16 protein-coding genes are annotated in these 18,226 nt (G+C 52.4%); 5 read left to right on the top strand and 11 right to left on the bottom strand.

Going from position 1 to position 18,226, the window contains the following annotated elements:
• Positions 1–2 precede the first annotated feature (2 nt).
• The 6 genes from AWR26_RS16785 to AWR26_RS16810 form a co-directional block, all read right to left on the bottom strand.
• Positions 3–1,181: an acetyl-CoA C-acetyltransferase gene (locus AWR26_RS16785; RefSeq protein ID WP_064567531.1), complete on the bottom strand. Its 1,179-nt coding sequence runs from the start codon at positions 1,179–1,181 to the stop codon at positions 3–5.
• Complete coding sequence (locus AWR26_RS16790; protein ID WP_064567533.1) at positions 1,163–1,834, bottom strand: 3-oxoacid CoA-transferase subunit B; 672 nt, start codon at positions 1,832–1,834, stop codon at positions 1,163–1,165. Before AWR26_RS16790 ends, AWR26_RS16785 begins: the two co-directional genes overlap by 19 nt.
• Positions 1,834–2,490 (bottom strand): acetate CoA-transferase subunit alpha, encoded by a 657-nt coding sequence (gene atoD / locus AWR26_RS16795; RefSeq protein ID WP_064567535.1) that lies wholly within the window; start codon positions 2,488–2,490, stop codon positions 1,834–1,836. The genes AWR26_RS16790 and atoD overlap by 1 nt, the downstream gene beginning before the upstream one ends.
• A gap of 88 nt (positions 2,491–2,578) precedes the next feature.
• The gene (locus tag AWR26_RS16800; RefSeq protein WP_064567537.1) at positions 2,579–2,878 is read right to left on the bottom strand and encodes an AtuA-related protein; all 300 of its coding nucleotides are present in this window, start codon (positions 2,876–2,878) and stop codon (positions 2,579–2,581) included.
• A complete protein-coding gene (locus AWR26_RS16805) occupies positions 2,878–4,218 on the bottom strand; it encodes an acyclic terpene utilization AtuA family protein (protein ID WP_064567539.1) in 1,341 nt (446 codons plus the stop codon). Before AWR26_RS16805 ends, AWR26_RS16800 begins: the two co-directional genes overlap by 1 nt.
• A gap of 34 nt (positions 4,219–4,252) precedes the next feature.
• Positions 4,253–5,557 carry a CitMHS family transporter gene (locus AWR26_RS16810; protein ID WP_064567542.1) on the bottom strand — a complete coding sequence of 435 codons (1,305 nt, stop codon included), beginning with the start codon at positions 5,555–5,557 and terminating at the stop codon, positions 4,253–4,255.
• 417 nt (positions 5,558–5,974) lie between these two features.
• Between AWR26_RS16810 and AWR26_RS16815 the strand changes: the two genes are divergently transcribed.
• On the top strand, positions 5,975–6,913 hold the full coding sequence (locus AWR26_RS16815) for a LysR family transcriptional regulator (protein WP_064567544.1): 939 nt from the start codon (positions 5,975–5,977) through the stop codon (positions 6,911–6,913).
• A 46-nt stretch (positions 6,914–6,959) separates the two neighbouring features.
• On the opposite strand, the gene clpA is transcribed toward AWR26_RS16815, so the two are convergent.
• Both clpA and clpS read right to left on the bottom strand, forming a co-directional pair.
• Entirely contained in the window at positions 6,960–9,248 is a 2,289-nt protein-coding gene (gene clpA / locus AWR26_RS16820) for an ATP-dependent Clp protease ATP-binding subunit ClpA (protein WP_064567546.1), read from the bottom strand.
• A gap of 31 nt (positions 9,249–9,279) precedes the next feature.
• Complete coding sequence (gene clpS, locus AWR26_RS16825) at positions 9,280–9,600, bottom strand: ATP-dependent Clp protease adapter ClpS (RefSeq protein WP_007374120.1); 321 nt, start codon at positions 9,598–9,600, stop codon at positions 9,280–9,282.
• A gap of 328 nt (positions 9,601–9,928) precedes the next feature.
• Here clpS and cspD point away from each other — a divergent pair, with 328 nt between their 5' ends.
• Positions 9,929–10,150, top strand: coding sequence for a cold shock-like protein CspD (cspD, locus tag AWR26_RS16830; protein WP_007374119.1), 222 nt, complete (start codon positions 9,929–9,931; stop codon positions 10,148–10,150).
• 64 nt (positions 10,151–10,214) lie between these two features.
• Here the strand turns inward: cspD and macB are convergent, their stop codons facing one another.
• On the bottom strand, positions 10,215–12,161 hold the full coding sequence (gene macB / locus AWR26_RS16835) for a macrolide ABC transporter ATP-binding protein/permease MacB (protein ID WP_064567548.1): 1,947 nt from the start codon (positions 12,159–12,161) through the stop codon (positions 10,215–10,217).
• A complete protein-coding gene (gene macA / locus AWR26_RS16840) occupies positions 12,158–13,273 on the bottom strand; it encodes a macrolide transporter subunit MacA (protein ID WP_064567550.1) in 1,116 nt (371 codons plus the stop codon). Before macA ends, macB begins: the two co-directional genes overlap by 4 nt.
• A 161-nt stretch (positions 13,274–13,434) precedes the next feature.
• Here macA and AWR26_RS16845 point away from each other — a divergent pair, with 161 nt between their 5' ends.
• Complete coding sequence (locus AWR26_RS16845) at positions 13,435–14,391, top strand: VirK/YbjX family protein (protein WP_064567552.1); 957 nt, start codon at positions 13,435–13,437, stop codon at positions 14,389–14,391.
• Here the strand turns inward: AWR26_RS16845 and AWR26_RS16850 are convergent.
• Entirely contained in the window at positions 14,388–16,046 is a 1,659-nt protein-coding gene (locus AWR26_RS16850; protein WP_064567554.1) for an ATP-dependent nuclease, read from the bottom strand. The genes AWR26_RS16845 and AWR26_RS16850 overlap by 4 nt on opposite strands.
• A 352-nt stretch (positions 16,047–16,398) precedes the next feature.
• Here AWR26_RS16850 and aqpZ point away from each other — a divergent pair, with 352 nt between their 5' ends.
• Entirely contained in the window at positions 16,399–17,094 is a 696-nt protein-coding gene (gene aqpZ / locus AWR26_RS16855) for an aquaporin Z (RefSeq protein WP_064567556.1), read from the top strand.
• A 132-nt stretch (positions 17,095–17,226) separates the two neighbouring features.
• Positions 17,227–18,126: a lysine exporter LysO family protein gene (locus tag AWR26_RS16860; RefSeq protein WP_043954068.1), complete on the top strand. Its 900-nt coding sequence runs from the start codon at positions 17,227–17,229 to the stop codon at positions 18,124–18,126.
• Positions 18,127–18,226: the final 100 nt, after the last annotated feature.

The raw sequence follows: 18,226 nt of genomic DNA on the forward strand, positions 1-18,226 counted from the left end.
ATTTAAATACGTTCAATAATGACCGCGATCCCCTGCCCCCCGCCGATGCATAACGTTGCCAGCCCCGTTGATTTGTTTTGTTGCTGTAACGCATGCACCAGTGTGACGAGGATCCGCGCTCCGCTTGCGCCGATAGGGTGTCCCAGCGCGATAGCTCCACCGTTGACGTTAACGTTGTCTTGCCGGAATTTCAGCTCTCTGGCGACGGCTAAATATTGCGCCGCGAAGGCTTCGTTTGCCTCAATAAGATCCAGATCGCTGACATTCATCCCGGCTTTGTCGAGCGCCAACTGTGTTGCCGGAACCGGACCTAATCCCATCATACTGGCGTCAACCCCTGCCGAAGCCCAGCTTTTAATCCGCGCCAGTGGAGTGATACCTTGCGCACGTGCGGCTTTTTCAGACATCAGCACCAGCGTTGCAGCAGCATCATTGATGCCAGAAGCATTGCCTGCAGTGACTGTTCCCGCACTATCAAAGGCCGGGCGAAGCGCCGCCAGCGAGCCGGCATCGGTCTCCGGGCGTGGATATTCATCGGTGTCAAACTGACGCATCTCTTTTTTATACTTTACACAAACCGGCACAATCTCTTTTTTGAAATGTCCCGCACGAATAGCGGCAATCGCTTTTTGTTGCGACGCCAGTGCCACCTGATCCTGCTCTTCCCGGCTTATCTGATAGCGCTTCGCGATGTTCTCCGCCGTAATTCCCATATGGTACTGATTGAAAGCGCACCATAAACCATCCTGAATCATGACATCTGTCAGTTCGCCGTTGCCCATGCGATAGCCCTGCCGCGCGCGGGAAAGTAAATACGGCGCGGCGCTCATGTTCTCCATACCACCGACGATACAGGTCTGGTTGCCGCCGCTTAGAATAGACTGCGCGCCAAGAACTACGGTTTTCAGCCCGGAACCACACACTTTATTGACGGTAAAAGAGGGAATCGTCTGAGGTAAGCCAGCATGATGCGTAACCTGGTGCGCCGGGTTTTGCCCCAGTCCCGCCTGTAAAACATTGCCGAGGAATACTTCGTCAATTTTTATCTCTGTCGGCAGTTCACTCAGATTCGCCCGAACAGTGGTTGCTCCCAGCATTACCGCCGGGATCTCCGCCAGGCTGCCAGAAAATTTACCAATAGGGGTGCGTTTTGCACTCACAATCACAACGGAATCGCGCATGTGACCTCCGCAGCTGGCGCTAATTTCAGATTTTCAGAGAGACGGAAACGGGCTTCCGTGCACGCACGCAGTTCATCGAGCGTTATCAGATCGCTGATTTCGTCGAGAACCATCTCGCCGTTTACAAAGCTGAACACTGCGTATTCGGTTATGACTTTGCTCACTTTACCGGCAGCAGTTAAGGGATAGTGGCAACGGTGCAGCAGTTTCGGCTCACCATTTTTGGCACAATGCTCCATCGCGATAATGACTCTCTTCGCCCCGACCACCAGATCCATAGCGCCCCCCATGCCGGGTACCCTCTTTCCTGGTACCATCCAGTTTGCGAGATTCCCTTGTTCATCAACCTGTAACCCGCCAAGCACACACACATCAACATGCCCCCCGCGGATAAGGGAAAAAGAGTAACAACTGTCGAATATCGCCGCCCCAGGCAATATTCCACAGGGCTGGCCGCCCGCATTCACGAGGTTCGCATTGACCTCTTCTAATGGGCCCAGACCGAGGAAACCATTCTCCGACTGCAGCGTGACCAGGATACCATCGGCCAGAAAATTCGCCACCAGGGTCGGGAGGCCAATCCCCAGATTAGCGACATCGCCATCGTGCAACTCCTGCGCCACGCGCCGGGCAATACGCTCTTTTGCGTTCATCATTGCTCCTCCATCATCAGATAATCCACTAGCGCACCAGGCGTCACGACATGTTCGGGGGGAATACTGCCCGTCGCGTCAATATTGCGCACCTCGGCCACGACCACATCGGCGGCCAGTGCCATCACAGGATTGAAATTGCGGGCGGTCAGGTTATAGGTAAGATTGCCTGCCTCGTCGGCGTTATCAGCCAGTAAAATAGCCAGATCGGCGCGCAGAGGATGCTCAAGCAACCATTTTTCACCATCAATAATCAGGGTTTGCTTATTCTCCTCCACGACCGTACCGAGGCCTGTTTGGGTGAGAAATCCTCCCAGTCCGGCGCCACCTGCGCGGATTTGCTCGGCAAGCGTGCCCTGCGGAACTAACTGGACATCCAGTTCGCCGGAAATCATTTTTTCCCCGGTTTCCTGGTTAGTACCAATATGGGAGACGATGACTTTTTTTACTCGTCCACTGGATATCAGCGGGCCAATACCTTTATTAATAAAAGCAGTGTCATTACCAATCAGCGTTAATTCTTTAACGCCTGAGCGAAGTATTTCGGCGACCAGATATTCCGGCGTGCCGACGCCCATAAATCCGCCGAACATAATATGCATGCCGTCGCATAATAATTCGCGGAAAGTTTCCGCTGTTATTTTTTTATTTCGCATAATTCTACTCTTACTTTTTTTGACAACAGGGAAACGCTGACGGAGTGAGTACGCCGTCAGAGATGCATCGTTGCCCGATTGGGGAAAACTAAATAGGCATATCCAGTAACGCTGAACTTAGCCCTTTGCCGTGCATATCCAGCGCCAGCGAACGCGTAACACCGCCGCCTAATGCTTTATGCATGACGAAATTAAGCGCGCCAAGTTCGGGTAATTCATAGCGAATGACTTCGCCATGAACAATATCGCCAAACCAGGCTTTTACTTTTTCAGCGGTGACCTGTTCAACCAGTATTTCATAATCTTCAGCACGCCAGGCAATTAACGAAATATTGGAGATATTTCCTTTATCGCCGGTACGGGAATGAGCAATTTCACGTAATTTCATTATTTACTCTCCAGGACGGTGACATGGTGTTGAACGCAATGACGAGGGATCAGTGTTGAATCCATGGCAAGGATCTCTTTTACGGATTTCATCACCCCGCCACCGCCGGCCGGGCCGTTGGTATAGAGGGTTTCCACTTCATTGCCGATGTTAATGGCCTGCGCTCGGGTGGCGCAGCGGGCTGCAACTCTGGCGCGAACTTCATACGGATCGCTGTATTGACCCCGGGTTTCACCATGCAAAGCATTAACGCCGATGAGATCAAAGCGCGCTTCTTCCGGCTTAAAACCACAAATGGCGAAGCGTTCCCGCACGATGTCCAGCGCCAGACGGCCACGGTTGACAGCGCCAGGGCCGGCGTAGGAGATCTCGCCTTCACCAATAAATCCATCCTGATAACCGACTGAAACTTTCAGGCTATCAGTCCGTGGTGAACCGGTAGCGCCCGTTACCGCTACGCGATCCGTGCCAGCACTTTCGAAACGCACATGGCTGAAATCTGCCACGACGTCCGGAGTGAGATAACGCTCCGGTCGGTGAATTTCATACAGCAACTGCTCTTTGCAGGTATCCACGGTGACCAACCCGCCAGAACCGGCAACTTTAGTGATCGTTGCGCTGCCATCTTCACTGACTTCAGCCAGAGGAAAACCGAGCCGCGCCAGCTCCGGGACATCTTTCACGCCAGGATCGGCATAATAGCCGCCGGTAATTTGCCCTGCGCACTCCAGAAGATGGCCAATACAGGTGCCCTGCCCAAGATTGTGCCAGTCATCCGCCGCCCAGTTAAATTCATGCATCATCGCGGCGAGGAACAGCGAGGGATCGGCAACGCGTCCTGCAATAACCACATCCGCCCCTGTGCTGAGCGCTTCAAGTAAACCCGTCGCACCGAGATAAGCATTCGCCGAAAGGAGAGGTTTATCGAACTGAGAAACCGTCAGACCAGCTTCATCAAGGGTAAGAGCCATCGTCTGAATCAGCGATAAGACATCATCGCCAGTGACGACCGCGACTTTAAAGTTGGGCAAACCGAGTTCGGCGGCCACGTTAATCACCGCTTGCCCTGCCGCGACAGGGTTTGCAGAACCCATGTTAGAGATAATACGCACCCCTTTGGCATGACAGATGGGCAAAACAGCGCGCATACGCGCTTCGAGTAATTCGTTGTACCCTTTGCCCGCATCCTGCTGTTTTTGTTTTTGTCCGAGAGCGATGGTTCGTTCTGCCAGGCATTCGAAAACCAGATAATCCAGTTCGCCTTTTTCTGCCAGTTCAACTGCGGGTTCTATGCGGTCACCCGCATAACCAGCGCCGGAACCGATTCGGATTGTCTTCATCTTATATCCTTAATTTAAAAAATAAATTTTGCCATCAAAGCGGGAAGACCCCGGTCAAGGCGGCGGCAAATGTCATAATGACGCTGGCGCCCCAAAGCACCGGGATGGAGAATTTTTGATGATCGGCGAGATCAACGCCCGCAAGGCTGATCAACAGGAAGGTCGCTGGCGTCAAGGGACTGACCGGGAAGCCGGTGGTCATCTGGCCCAGTACGGATGCCTGCGCAACCTGAATCGCGGGTATCCCCATGATGTCAACGGTATGCGCGATGACTGGCATGATGCCAAAATAGTAAGAGTCGGGATCGAAGATCATAGACAGCGGCATAGAAATCAGCCCGACGATAAAGGGAATATGTGAAGCCAGCGCATTCGGCATAAACTCCACTGCGGCATGGGACATTGCTTTCAACATACCCGCTCCGCCCATGATCCCGGTGAAGGCACCGGCCGCAAAGAGAATACTGGCCATCATCAGCGCCGCTTTGGCATGCGCATTGATACGCTCTTTCTGCATTTCAACATTTGGGTAGTTAATTATCAGCGCCAGCGTCAGGGCGATCATGAACGCAACGGTTGGAGAGATACGTGTAAAAACCATCGTGCCGATAACCGCAACAACGAGGCTGATATTGACCCAGAATAGATGCGGGCGGCGCAGCGCTTGTTCCTGTTCGGTAAGGGTTTTGTGATGTGAAAAATCTCCGGCAGCAGAGGTAAAATGCGCAGCGCCAAGCCGTTTTTCTTCCCGTTTTCCCCAATACCAGCCCATTGCAACCATAAAGACGAGCCCAATAACCTGCGCCGGAATGAGGGGGATAAAGAGATCATGAGTGGTGACATTCAACGCTGCAGAAGCGCGGATCATCGGCCCGGTCCAGGGTAAAAAGTTAACCCCTGCGCTCAGCGCGGTGATACCGAGCAAAATACGTTTATCCATACCCAGACGATTAAACAGCGGCAACATCGTCGGCACGGTAATCAAGAAAGTGACCGCGCCGTTGCCGTCAAGATGAGCGATCAGCGCCAGTATCCCCGTCCCGATAATGATTTTGACCGGGTTTGTCCCCACGAAACGCAAAATACCGCGCACAATGGGGTCGAACATCCCGGCATCGGTCACAACACCAAAAAAAGCGATAGCAAAGACAAACATTGCCGCCATGGGCGCTAATTTCGTAATGCCTTCAACCACAAACTTTGCCGTATCCGTTCCACAACCGGCAGCAAGCGCGCCAATGACCGGAATAACGATCAACGCAACCAGAGGTGACATTCTTTTAGACATGATAAAAAATAATAGGGTTGCTATGATCAGCACACCTATTAATGCGAGCATAATCTTCTCCTTTATATTGTTATAAGTTTGCTTGATTTGAAACACAAAGATAAATGAGTCGTTAATAACTCACGATAATTACTCTCTAACCCTATTTTTATCACAACCAAGAAAACAGGCACTAATTCATAATTGCAATAGTGCAATTTGACAACAAGTTAAATGGTATTATTTGAAATATAAATAGACTTATAATACATTTGCGTTAATCAAAAAAAACAACACAAACAACAATATAGATAATACTCTAATGGTTTTATTCATCATTTTTCCGACTGAACTGACATTATCAGAAGATATAACAGAAAAATTAAAAAACAGGTAATGTGTAGTAGATCATAAAAATACGTTCATGACATTTTTATTAATCAGAAATAACGATAATATAATTCAAAAATACGCTAAGTGGAGCGAGTGATGAATTTTTCAATAAAGCAGCTAAGGGCTTTTTTAATATTAAGTGAAGCTGACAGTTTTACCCAGGCTGCTCGTCGGTTTAACCTCTCTCAGCCAGCATTCAGTACCCTGATTGCGTCACTGGAGGAGGAGATTGGCTACCGTTTATTTGACCGGGATACGCGACGTGTGTCACTGAATGCGGACGGCATACATTTTCTCGATCTGGCACGCAAAATCGTCCAGAGCCATGATGATGCTATCGGTGAAATCAAAACCCGTGCTGCAAGCAATCATAGCGATATTACGCTTGCCGCGCTGCCTTCGCTGGCGGTGGAGTGGTTACCGGAAATACTGGTGAAATACAGCAAGGCCGCGCCCCAAAGTAAGGTAAAGCTAATCGATACTCAGTGGGATCGCTGCCTGAAATCGCTGCTTGATGGTCAGGCCGATATGGCATTGACCGCCGGGCAGCCCTCGCTTTCAACATTTAATTCCATCTTATTGTTTTCGGATAAATTTTTTTTGCTATGCCACCGTGATCACCCTCTGGCGCAACAATCTTCCGTCTCGCTAAGTCAGCTAGGCGACTATCCGTTCATCGGTTTTAGCGTTGGAACCAGTATTCGGCAATACACCGATAAACTATGTGAGAATCTCGCGATGAATCTGGATTATCATCTGGAAGTGAGGCAACTCACCACAATGATGGGCTTGATAGCTGCAAATTATGGCATCAGCATTACAACCGGATTAACACTTTTCCAGTTCAATCACAAAGATATCGTAATTTTGCCATTTGATGATTTGGCGCTTGAGCGCGCTATTTACCTCGTGACGCAGAAAGGACGCCAGCTTGCTCCCCGTGTGGCATCGTTTGCAGAATTTATTACTTGCCAGGCGCATATGTTCGCGACCGGGCGCAGGAGTACTTGTGCCGGGTTCAAACCGCAGGCATAAAAAAACCGGGTTCAGAGACCCGGTTTTTGTAAGTTAATGACAGAGATTAATGGGCGGTTTCCGGTTTGTGCTTCTGGGCACTCTGGAAGTCATACTCCAGCACATCTTTTTCCTGATTCAGCGTCACGGTTACCTGACCACCATCAACCAGCGAGCCGAACAGCAGTTCGTTAGCCAGCGGTTTTTTCAAGTTGTCCTGGATAACACGCGCCATCGGGCGAGCCCCCATTGCGCGGTCATAGCCTTTCTCGGCCAGCCAGTTGCGGGCTTCCTGACTGACTTCCAGCGACACGCCTTTCTGATCCAGCTGCACCTGGAGTTCGACGATAAATTTGTCGACCACCTGCTGGATCACCTCAGTAGACAAGTGATCGAACCAGATAATGTTGTCCAGACGGTTGCGGAATTCCGGCGTAAAGATCTTTTTGATCTCCTCCATCGCATCGGTGCTGTTATCCTGGTGGATAAGACCAATGGATTTACGCTCAGTTTCACGCACCCCGGCGTTGGTGGTCATCACCAGCACCACATTGCGGAAATCAGCTTTGCGCCCGTTGTTATCGGTCAGCGTACCGTTATCCATCACCTGCAGCAGCAGGTTAAAGACATCCGGGTGCGCTTTTTCGATTTCATCGAGCAACAACACCGCATGCGGATGTTTGATCACCGCATCGGTCAGCAGACCGCCCTGATCGAAGCCGACATATCCCGGAGGCGCACCAATCAAACGGCTGACGGTATGACGCTCCATATACTCGGACATATCAAAGCGCAGCAGTTCAATACCCAGCGCTTTCGACAACTGTACGGTCACCTCGGTTTTACCCACGCCGGTTGGGCCAGCAAACAGGAAGGAACCGACCGGTTTATGGTCCTGACCCAACCCTGCGCGGCTCATTTTGATGGCTTCGGTTAATGCCTCAATGGCTTTATCCTGGCCAAACACCAGCATTTTCAGGCGATCGCCGAGATTTTTCAGCGTATCACGGTCGCTCTGAGAAACGCTTTTCTCAGGAATACGCGCGATGCGCGCAACAACCGATTCGATATCCGCCACGTTGATGGTTTTCTTACGCTTGCTCACCGGCATCAGACGCGCACGCGCGCCCGCTTCATCGATCACATCAATCGCTTTATCCGGCAAATGACGGTCGTTGATGTATTTCACCGCCAGCTCCACCGCTGCACGCACCGCTTTCGCCGTATAACGTACATCGTGATGCGCTTCATACTTCGGCTTCAGGCCGTTGATAATCTGCACCGTTTCCTCAACGGACGGTTCAGTAATATCAATTTTCTGGAAGCGACGCGCCAGGGCGCGATCTTTTTCGAAGATGTTGCTGAATTCCTGATAGGTGGTCGAACCCATTACGCGGATTTTACCGCTGGAAAGCAGCGGTTTAATCAGGTTAGCAGCATCGACCTGCCCGCCGGACGCAGCGCCTGCACCGATGATGGTGTGGATCTCATCGATAAACAGAATGCTGTTATTGTCCTGCTCAAGCTGTTTCAGCAGCGCTTTGAAACGTTTTTCAAAATCACCGCGGTATTTGGTACCTGCCAGCAGCGAACCGATATCCAGCGAATAGATAGTGCAGTCGGCCATAATTTCCGGCACGTCGCCTTGCACAATCCGCCAGGCCAGACCTTCGGCAATCGCCGTTTTACCGACCCCGGACTCCCCGACCAGCAGAGGGTTGTTTTTACGGCGACGACACAGCACCTGAACCGCGCGTTCCAGCTCTTTACTGCGGCCAATCAGCGGGTCGATGCCACCAACACGAGCAAGCTGATTAAGGTTGGTGGTGAAGTTTTCCATACGTTCCTCCCCGCCTGCTTGCTCTTCGCTGTTCACCTGGCTGCTACTGCTGCTACCTGCATCCGATGACGGTCCCGGTTCGTCTTTACGCGTACCGTGAGAAATAAAGTTCACCACGTCGAGGCGGCTCACTTCATGTTTGCGCAGCAGATAAGCCGCTTGCGACTCCTGCTCGCTAAAAATGGCAACCAGCACATTCGCCCCGGAGACTTCACTGCGACCGGAGGACTGAACATGAAACACCGCGCGCTGCAAAACACGCTGGAAGCTGAGCGTCGGCTGCGTGTCGCGCTCCTCTTCGCTCATGGGTAGAACGGGTGTGGTTTGTTCGATGAAGGCTTCGAGTTCCTGCCGCAGCGCTACCAGGTCCACGGAACACGCTTCAAGCGCTTCGCGGGCCGAAGGGTTACTGAGCAATGCCAGTAACAAGTGCTCGACGGTCATAAACTCATGTCGGTGCTCGCGCGCTCTGGCGAAAGCCATATTTAAACTGAGTTCCAGTTCTTGATTGAGCATAGGGCACCTCCCCCAAGTTTCATGCCTGCATTCAGGCTCTTTCCAGCGTACACAGCAACGGATGCTCGTTCTCCCTCGCGTACTTGTTCACCATAGAGACCTTGGTCTCTGCAACTTCGGCGGTGAAAACACCGCAGATAGCCTTGCCGTGATAGTGAACCGTAAGCATCAGTTGCGTTGCACGTTCTACATCATAAGAAAAGAACTTTTGTAGCACGTCAATAACAAATTCCATCGGCGTGTAATCATCGTTCATTAACATGACTTTATACATGGATGGCGGTTTTAGCGCATCGCGCAATTTTTCTTCCGCCAATTGGTCGAAATCCAGCCAGCTATTACTCTTACCCATCGTTAGCGCTTCATCTTAGGTTACAGGTTCCGGCAGTCTTTAATCGGCCGATTACATGAGTCTAGATGTATTTTTAATCTACATCAGATGTCAGATAACAATCATCTATCGTTGCCATCCGCGACGGCTGTCACATTCTGTTGTCATAGCGTTAACTGCTTCAAAATTTTGATGCGCCGCCTCCCAGAACCCCTGCCAAACGCTTGACGCGTTATACGATTTATCTAAATTGTACAGTCGAGAGCTGGTGAGGTTTTGAACAGCCCGCTCGCTCTGCCACCGGTTCATTCCATCTTACTTAAATAAGATTTACGAAGGATGTCGAAGCATGGAAACGGGTACTGTTAAGTGGTTCAACAATGCCAAAGGGTTTGGTTTTATTTGCCCTGAAGGCGGCGGCGAAGATATCTTCGCGCATTACTCCACCATTCAAATGGATGGTTACAGAACGTTAAAAGCCGGGCAGACAGTCCGGTTTGATGTACACCAGGGCCCTAAAGGCAATCACGCCAGCGTTATCGTGCCCGTCGAAGTGGAAGCCATGGCCTGACGCCAGCAACCTCATTGTGTACATGCCGCAGTTAAAATGCCAGCCCAATCGGCTGGCATTTTTATTACTCGCGAGCCAGCGCATCCACCGGATCCAGGCGCGCGGCATTGCGCGCCGGCAACCAGCCAAACAGCACCCCGGTAAATGTTGAACACAAAAAAGCGGTGATCAACGCAACCGGTGAAAAACCAATTTCCCAGCCCGGTAAAAAGAGCTGCAAAGTAAACGCGATCAACATCGAAAGCGTTACGCCGAGCGCGCCGCCAACCAGGCAAACAAACACCGCCTCAATCAGAAACTGTGACAGCACATCGCCCGCTCTGGCGCCCACTGCCATCCTGATGCCGATCTCGCGGGTTCGCTCGGTCACAGAGACCAGCATGATATTCATCACACCGATACCACCAACCAGCAGGGAGATCACCGCCACCAGCGTCAGGAACAACTGAAGAGTACGTGTGGTCTTTTCCGCGGTTTTCAATACCCCGTCCATATTCCAGACGAAGAAATCTTTTTTTCCGTGCCGCAAATTCAGCAGCCGGGTGAGCTGCTGTTCCGCCTGCTCACTGCTGTAGCCATCTTTCACCCGAACGGTAATAGAGTTTAGCCACGACTGGCCCATAATGCGCCCGGAGATGGTCGTGTAGGGCAACCAGACGCGCAGGATTTTGCTGCTGCCGAACATAGATTGCTTCTCTTCCGCCACGCCAATTACCGTTGCCGGCATATTGCCGACCAGGATCACCTCGCCCACTACGCTGGCTTTATTAGGAAAGAGCTGACGGCGGGTATTGCTGTCGAGCACCACCACCTGCGCCCGCCCTTTCTCCTGCTCGGCATTGAACGACGCGCCTTCGCTGAAGGCCATACCATAAACATTAAAGTACTGCCCGCTCACACCATTCGCACTGGCCGCAACATCAATATTGTCATTGCGCAGACGCAGGTTTTGCGAAACCGACGGTGTCGCCGAACGCACCCACGGCTGTTTCTGGATCGCCAGCAGATCGTCATATTTCAGCGCTTGCTGGTATTGCGGCTCATCATCGCCAAAATCCTTACCAGGATAGACATCAATGGTGTTGGTGCCGATCGAACGGATATCCGCCAGCACGAGCTGCTTCGCCGCATCGCCCACCACCACAATCGAGACCACGGAGGCGATACCGATAATAATGCCGAGCATGGTCAACAGCGTGCGCATCTTGTTCGCCGCCATTGCCCGCCAGGCCATAGTCAGTGCTTCGTGAAAACGGCTGATAAACTGCCGCCAGCCCCCTGCCTGCACAGACACAGCATCGCGATTTTCCGCTGTTATCACTCGTTCGCGGGCCGGAGGATTACTGATAAGTTCGCCATCGCGAATTTCAATTACTCGCTCAGCCTGCGCCGCCACTTGTGGATCGTGGGTGACGATAATCACCGTATGCCCGCGATCGCGCAGCTGGTGAAGGATCGCCATGACCTCTTCGCCTGAATGGCTGTCCAGCGCGCCGGTGGGTTCATCGGCCAGAATGACCTGCCCCCCGTTCATCAATGCCCGGGCGATGCTGACGCGCTGCTGCTGGCCGCCAGAAAGCTGAGAAGGCTGATAATCCGCCCGCTCGCCCAGGCCGAGGCGCGTCAGTAACTCTCTGGCGCGTATCAGCCGCGCTTTACGATCGGTTCCGGCGTATACCGCAGGCACTTCAACGTTCTGCACGGCCGTCAGATGCGAAAGCAGATGATAACGCTGGAAGATAAAACCAAAATGCTCGCGTCGCAGTTGTGCCAGCGCATCGCCGCTAAGCGTGGAGACATCCGTTCCGGCAACGCGGTATGTACCGCTGGAGGGTTTATCCAGACAGCCGAGTATGTTCATCAGCGTCGATTTACCGGAACCCGAAGCCCCGACAATCGCCACCATTTCACCGGCATTAATACTGAGAGTAATGCCCTTCAGCACCTCCACCTGCTCGTCACCTGAAGGATAACTGCGGCGAATATCCTTCAGTTCCAGCAGTGCCGTCATTGGGCAGCTCCGCGATTCAACTCGCCGATTACCACCTCTTCACCGGCATCCAGCCCTTTCACGACGACGACATCAGTATCATTACGCGCGCCCAGCATCACTTCGCGCTCGCGGGTTTCGCCGTTGCGCAGCACTTTCACTTTATAGCGATTATCACCAACCGGATCGCCCAGCGCCGCCAGTGGAATGGTCAGCACATTTTTCAGGCCAGTTAGCTGAATATGCACCTGAGCGGTCATATCCAGGCGCAATATGCCCTGCGGGTTCGGCACTTCAAAACGGGCGTAATAGAAGATTGCGTCATTGACCTTCTCCGGCGTCGGCAGAATGTCTTTCAGTTCCCCTTCATAGTGGGTGCCGGGATCGCCCAATACGGTGAACCACGCTTTTTGCCCGGGTTTCAGATGAATCACATCCGCCTCTGAAACCTGCGCTTTAACCAGCATGGTGCTCATATCGGCCAGCGTCAGGATGTTTGGCGCCTGTTGCACCGCAATCACCGTTTGCCCTTGCAGGGTGGTAATTTGCGTCACCTCACCGGCCATCGGCGCGAGAATGCGGGTGTAGTCGAGATTGGTTTTCGCGGTATCCAGCGTCGCCTGGTTGCGCTTTATCTGTGCATCAATAGTGCCGATCTGCGCCTCTTTAACCGCCACATCGGTGGCCGAGGTATCCAGATCCTGACGGGAGATAAGATTGCGTTTCACCAGTTGTTGCTGACGTGCCAGTGTCACCTGCGCCAGCTTCAGTTCCGCCTGCGCCTGACGGCGTTGCGCACGCAGTTCCATCAGCGTGGCATCCACTTCTTTGATCTGGTTTTCTGCCTGCTCCGGATCGATAACCCCGAGCAACTGATCCTTTTTGACTTTATCGCCGATATTGACCAACAGCGTTTTCAACTGGCCATTGACCTGTGCGCCGACATCAACTTTACGTAATGCATCGAGCTTACCTGTCGCCAGTACGCTCTGTTGTAATTCACCCGGGCGGACAATCAGCGTTTGATACTGCACCACCGGCGCGTTCAATTTTCCCCACAGCCAAAAGACGGCCAGTAAAATGACGACCGCCAGCACGATAAATACCGTCCTGCGTTTTCCCTTAAGTTTCATAAAAATCCCGAATAATCTGACTCGCGGCCTGTAGATAACATTCTTAACCAAACACAATATCAACGAAACAGAAAATTCTTAATCTCTCCATTATTCATTTAGATGTTGTTGAAGTGCTGGCTGATGGAATAGCGATCTCTGTGAGATATCCGGATTTCAATATGTCCACCATCGCTGAAACGACACATACCGATATGCCGCTGCCGAAAACGGCATGGCAACTCTTTTATTCTCTTGCTTCAGGCGAACTGATGCCAGGACTGGCATGGCATCATCCTGCCTATCGCCGCAAATTTCTGCTACGTTCGCTGGCCACGCCGTTCAGCACCGCCCGTTTTCTCACGCGCCTGGTACGCCAGCCCATGCTGGCCAAAATATTACAGGTGCAGCCTGGTTTACCTTGCCGTCTGCATCGCCCATGGTTGTCCATGAATACCAGTCGTGCACAAGCGTCCGACGCGCTGTGCTGGCATTACGACACAATCACCACCCTGCTGCCTGCCAGATTGGTGAATGGCTATCTTAACAAGTCAGGAATCACCGTTGCACTGTTGAACGGTAAAGATGAGCAGCATTATTCGTTGCGTCTGTGTTCAGAAGCCATGCTGGACAAGGAAGGTGAAGCAACGCTGGTATTCTGCGATGCACAGAATACCGTACTGGCCGGGCTGACATTTACCCTGTGCCAGTTTGCCGGCAAAAACACGCTGTATATTGGCGGATTACAGGGAGCCAAAGCCCATGTGCCGCATGAACTTATTCAGGCTGCGACCAAATCCTGCCACGGCCTCTTTCCAAAACGCCTGCTGGTAGAGGCAGTGATGACGCTGAGCCAGTTTCTGAACGTGCAGCAGATCCGCGCTGTCAGCAACGAAACCCATATCTATCGAAATATTCGTTACCGCCGGAAAAAACAGGGGCTACTGCACGCGGATTACAATAGTTTTTGGCAATCGCTGGGTGCCGTAGCTGACGCGTCGGGCGACTATATTCTGCCGCTGGCAATACCGCGCAAACCGATGGAGGCGATCGCCAGTAAAAAACGCGCAGAGTACCGACGCCGTTACGAATTACTCGATAGTCTGCATACCCAGACAGCCAGCCTCTGCCGGAACTAGTCAGCGCGCCCGCGCGCCAGCCACAGCACGCGGGAAAACATCTTACGCAACAGAGGCGGTACAGCGTCTATCCCACGGCGCCCCGCTTCCATCGCCACTTCTATCGCCAGATCCGGCTTCGATGAGCGGTGAATGGCTTTGATGATCACCCGGCGCATATTCATCTGCACGTTTTCCGGCAGTTGCGCCACCCGATGATAAATATCGGCAAAACCTTCCCGGTACATAAAATGTTCCATATCCCGCGCTGGCAACTCGGTCAGATGTTCCCGTGTCTGAACTTGATCATTATCCAGCAGGCTGCGCACCGTGGCGGCGTACTTTTTCCCCGCTTCATCACCATCCACCAGCACATGCCATTCAATCCCCATACGGCGGGCAAACTTAACCAGCGGCTTTAAACCGGACTGGGCGAATTCAATGACTTTCACCCCTTCAGCATCGAAATGGTGGCCGCACTGGCGTGCCAGTTCGTTAATCACCCAGGTTTCTGTCTCTCCTTCCACCAGCAGCCAGCAGCGGGCAAACAGCGAAGAGGCGCGATTGAAGCGGATATGGAAAGCGATACGCCGCGCATCCTCGGAATTTAATCCACCGGGGCCAAGACGCCAGGCCGCGACGCGTGACGATTCGCGCACCAGCCGACAGACGTGCTCAACCGGCGTCATCGACAATAGCTCGCCAGAATTGGTCGTTGTCACCTGCTGCAACGGCAACAAATTCAGCAGTTGCCACGCAACCGACAGCATAATCGGGTGCAGCCGTGTTTCAGGATCTTCCACCAGCAGCAACGGTCGCGCGTCACGGTCGAGGCGCACCGTCCCTTTCGCCTGCAATAAGGTGGCAAAAAAACTCAGCAGGATCACCCGATACATACGGCCGCCGGGTTTGTCGATCATGCGGTTGATAATATCCAGATAGCGCCAGCTACGCTGCTCATCATGAGAGCGACGCCGCATCAGACGCTGGTGCGAAGCACCGCTGCCCTGTTCAGCGAAGTAGTGTTCCAGCAGTTGCACCATCGCAGAGAGGCCGTGACGAATCTGCCCGTCCGTCAAATTTTGCGGTCGGGAAACCAGCTCGTGGGAGAGGAAATCAAGCTGCCGGGCGGTGGTCTCCATTTCGGGTGTATCAGGCATCGTACCGCTGCGGATACGCCGTAAAAATCGCGCATCGCGCAGACGCAACACCGGCATCAAACGCACCAGATGACGGGCGCATTCATCGATATCAGGCAGATCGAGCAACTCCCCCTGTTCATTCAGAAAACCACGCAATGTCAGCACGCTGCCATCATCAGACAGCTCACCTTCATGGCGATAAAACAGGCGATGGTAACCGTCGTGACTGGGTACCCAGCATTCGGCAAGAGGACGATAGCGTCGCACGCGGTAGCGTCCCGGCTCAGATTCACGGAAAGTCAGAATAATGTGCAGATGGTGCTCGCGCCCCTGGATATCTCCCGGCGGGAACCAGAAATCTTCCCGAACAAAATGGTAGAGATCGGTTTCCGGTGACAGTAATAACGTTAACGCATCAAGCAAGCTGGATTTACCCCAGGCGTTCTCGCCAATCAGCACGTTATTCTGCTCAAGCGGCAACGATAAACGATTGATGCCGCGGAATCCGACAATGTCTACACGCTCCAGAATCATTCTTCCCTCCGGCTGATTTCATCTTTCTCGTCTATGCTTTTTGAGGAGTATAGCGGGGCGGAAAGCGTCAGGATATGCGCTAAGTACAAAATTTTATTGAAAAAATATGTAGAAAACCGCTAAAGCGTTCGAAGGAAGTACAACGCAGAAAAATGAAAAGAAGAAGAATCCAATCATCACACGAATATCAAAATTCAATACTAAGATAATTCCATAGAACATATATTATATTTCACTTTATTTTAATTTATCAGTTGTTTTAGCTATCACCAGGATTAGAATAACCGCGCTTTTACTGGAGTTTTACCTATGGCAAGGGCATTTGCCCGGTTCTGTTCTTATCGAGGTGGCTATGTTCAGAAAATTAGCAGCAGAGTGCTTTGGCACATTTTGGTTGGTGTTTGGCGGCTGTGGCAGCGCAGTGCTGGCCGCAACGTTTCCGCAAACCGGTATTGGTTTCGCCGGGGTTGCGCTGGCGTTTGGTTTAACGGTACTGACCATGGCTTTTGCCGTTGGTCATATTTCCGGCGGACATTTTAATCCGGCAGTAACGCTGGGCCTGTGGGCAGGCGGCCGTTTTCCGGCTAAAGACGTGATTGGTTACATTGTCGCGCAGGTCGTTGGCGGCATTGTGGCAGCGGCGATTCTTTATTTTATTGCCAGCGGCAAAGCGGGTTTTGATGCGGCAACCAGTGGTTTCGCCTCAAACGGTTATGGCGAGCATTCGCCGGGCGGTTACTCCATGTACTCCGCAATGGTCATTGAAATTGTGCTCACCTGTGGCTTCCTGCTGGTGATCCACGGCGCCACGGACAAACACGCGCCGGCAGGCTTTGCGCCCATTGCCATTGGTCTGGCGCTGACGCTTATCCATTTAATCAGTATTCCGGTGACCAATACTTCCGTTAACCCGGCGCGCAGTACCGCCGTCGCAATATTCCAGGGCGGTTGGGCATTGCAACAATTATGGTTCTTCTGGGTAATGCCGATTATCGGCGGCATTCTGGGTGGGGTGATTTACCGCACACTGCTGGAAAAACGCGATTAATAAAATCAGGCCCGGCAAGCACGCCGGGCTTTTTTTTACATTATTACTGCGTCTTTTCGTGGCTTTACTCAGTTCCCACCTTTCGGTAGTGTGTCCGGCGCTTACTCATTTTTGCAAGGATTCAGGCTGTTCATGCTTTCAGGATTGCTAATTATTCTTCTGCCGCTGATCGTCGGCTACCTCATTCCCCTGCGTCATACTGCGGCTCTTAAACTGATCAATAAATTACTGAGCTGGATTGTTTACCTGATCCTGTTTTTTATGGGGATCAGCCTCGCGTTCCTCGATAATCTCAGCGCCAATCTGCTGTCAATATTTCACTATTCCGCGGTGAGTATCGTGGTGATCCTGCTGTGCAATGCCGTTGCACTATTATGGCTGGAGCGCACCCTGCCCTGGCAGCACCAGCATCAGCAGGAAAAACTGCCTTCGCGTCTTGCCATGGCGCTGGAATCCCTGCGTCTGTGCGGTGTGGTGGTTGCCGGTTTTGCCATTGGCCTCAGCGGGCTGGCGTTTTTACAGCATGCCACGGAAGCCAGCGAATATACGCTGATCTTCCTGCTGTTGCTGGTCGGCATCCAGCTACGCAACAGCGGTATGACGCTGAAGCAGATTGTCCTCAACCGCCGCGGAATGATCATCGCCGTAGTGGTGGCGCTTAGTTCGTTGGTTGGCGGCGCCATCAACGCATTACTGCTTGGCCTGCCGCTCCAGACAGGTCTGGCGATGGCCTCCGGTTTTGGCTGGTATTCACTCTCCGGGATTTTGCTGACCGAATCTTTTGGCCCGGTCATTGGCAGCGCCGCCTTCTTTAATGATCTGGCGCGCGAACTGATCGCCATCATGTTGATCCCCGGCTTAGTACGCCGCAGCCGTTCCACAGCGCTTGGTCTGTGCGGCGCAACGTCAATGGATTTTACTCTGCCGGTACTCCAGCGCAGCGGCGGTCTGGAGCTGGTACCAGCGGCCATTGTTCACGGCTTTATCCTCAGCCTGCTGGTGCCATTGCTGATGGCCTTCTTCTCTGCCTGATACCTCTTTGGCGGTAACTTTTTGCCGCCAAAATTGCGCTAAATCAATCTCCCTGTAAGTTGCACCGAAAAGCGCTTTTAAGGCTTCTCTTACCAGCATA

The sequence above is a fragment of the Kosakonia oryzae genome, from assembly GCF_001658025.2.
GTDB classification, from domain to species: domain Bacteria; phylum Pseudomonadota; class Gammaproteobacteria; order Enterobacterales; family Enterobacteriaceae; genus Kosakonia; species Kosakonia oryzae.

What these genes read in the sequence shown, in the direction of transcription:
- AWR26_RS16785 (WP_064567531.1), bottom strand. Translation starts at nt 1,181, where the DNA reads ATGCGCGATTCCGTTGTGATTGTGAGTGCAAAACGCACCCCTATTGGT.
- AWR26_RS16790 (WP_064567533.1), bottom strand. Translation starts at nt 1,834, where the DNA reads ATGAACGCAAAAGAGCGTATTGCCCGGCGCGTGGCGCAGGAGTTGCAC.
- atoD (WP_064567535.1), bottom strand. Translation starts at nt 2,490, where the DNA reads ATGCGAAATAAAAAAATAACAGCGGAAACTTTCCGCGAATTATTATGC.
- AWR26_RS16800 (WP_064567537.1), bottom strand. Translation starts at nt 2,878, where the DNA reads ATGAAATTACGTGAAATTGCTCATTCCCGTACCGGCGATAAAGGAAAT.
- AWR26_RS16805 (WP_064567539.1), bottom strand. Translation starts at nt 4,218, where the DNA reads ATGAAGACAATCCGAATCGGTTCCGGCGCTGGTTATGCGGGTGACCGC.
- AWR26_RS16810 (WP_064567542.1), bottom strand. Translation starts at nt 5,557, where the DNA reads ATGCTCGCATTAATAGGTGTGCTGATCATAGCAACCCTATTATTTTTT.
- AWR26_RS16815 (WP_064567544.1), top strand. Translation starts at nt 5,975, where the DNA reads ATGAATTTTTCAATAAAGCAGCTAAGGGCTTTTTTAATATTAAGTGAA.
- clpA (WP_064567546.1), bottom strand. Translation starts at nt 9,248, where the DNA reads ATGCTCAATCAAGAACTGGAACTCAGTTTAAATATGGCTTTCGCCAGA.
- clpS (WP_007374120.1), bottom strand. Translation starts at nt 9,600, where the DNA reads ATGGGTAAGAGTAATAGCTGGCTGGATTTCGACCAATTGGCGGAAGAA.
- cspD (WP_007374119.1), top strand. Translation starts at nt 9,929, where the DNA reads ATGGAAACGGGTACTGTTAAGTGGTTCAACAATGCCAAAGGGTTTGGT.
- macB (WP_064567548.1), bottom strand. Translation starts at nt 12,161, where the DNA reads ATGACGGCACTGCTGGAACTGAAGGATATTCGCCGCAGTTATCCTTCA.
- macA (WP_064567550.1), bottom strand. Translation starts at nt 13,273, where the DNA reads ATGAAACTTAAGGGAAAACGCAGGACGGTATTTATCGTGCTGGCGGTC.
- AWR26_RS16845 (WP_064567552.1), top strand. Translation starts at nt 13,435, where the DNA reads ATGTCCACCATCGCTGAAACGACACATACCGATATGCCGCTGCCGAAA.
- AWR26_RS16850 (WP_064567554.1), bottom strand. Translation starts at nt 16,046, where the DNA reads ATGATTCTGGAGCGTGTAGACATTGTCGGATTCCGCGGCATCAATCGT.
- aqpZ (WP_064567556.1), top strand. Translation starts at nt 16,399, where the DNA reads ATGTTCAGAAAATTAGCAGCAGAGTGCTTTGGCACATTTTGGTTGGTG.
- AWR26_RS16860 (WP_043954068.1), top strand. Translation starts at nt 17,227, where the DNA reads ATGCTTTCAGGATTGCTAATTATTCTTCTGCCGCTGATCGTCGGCTAC.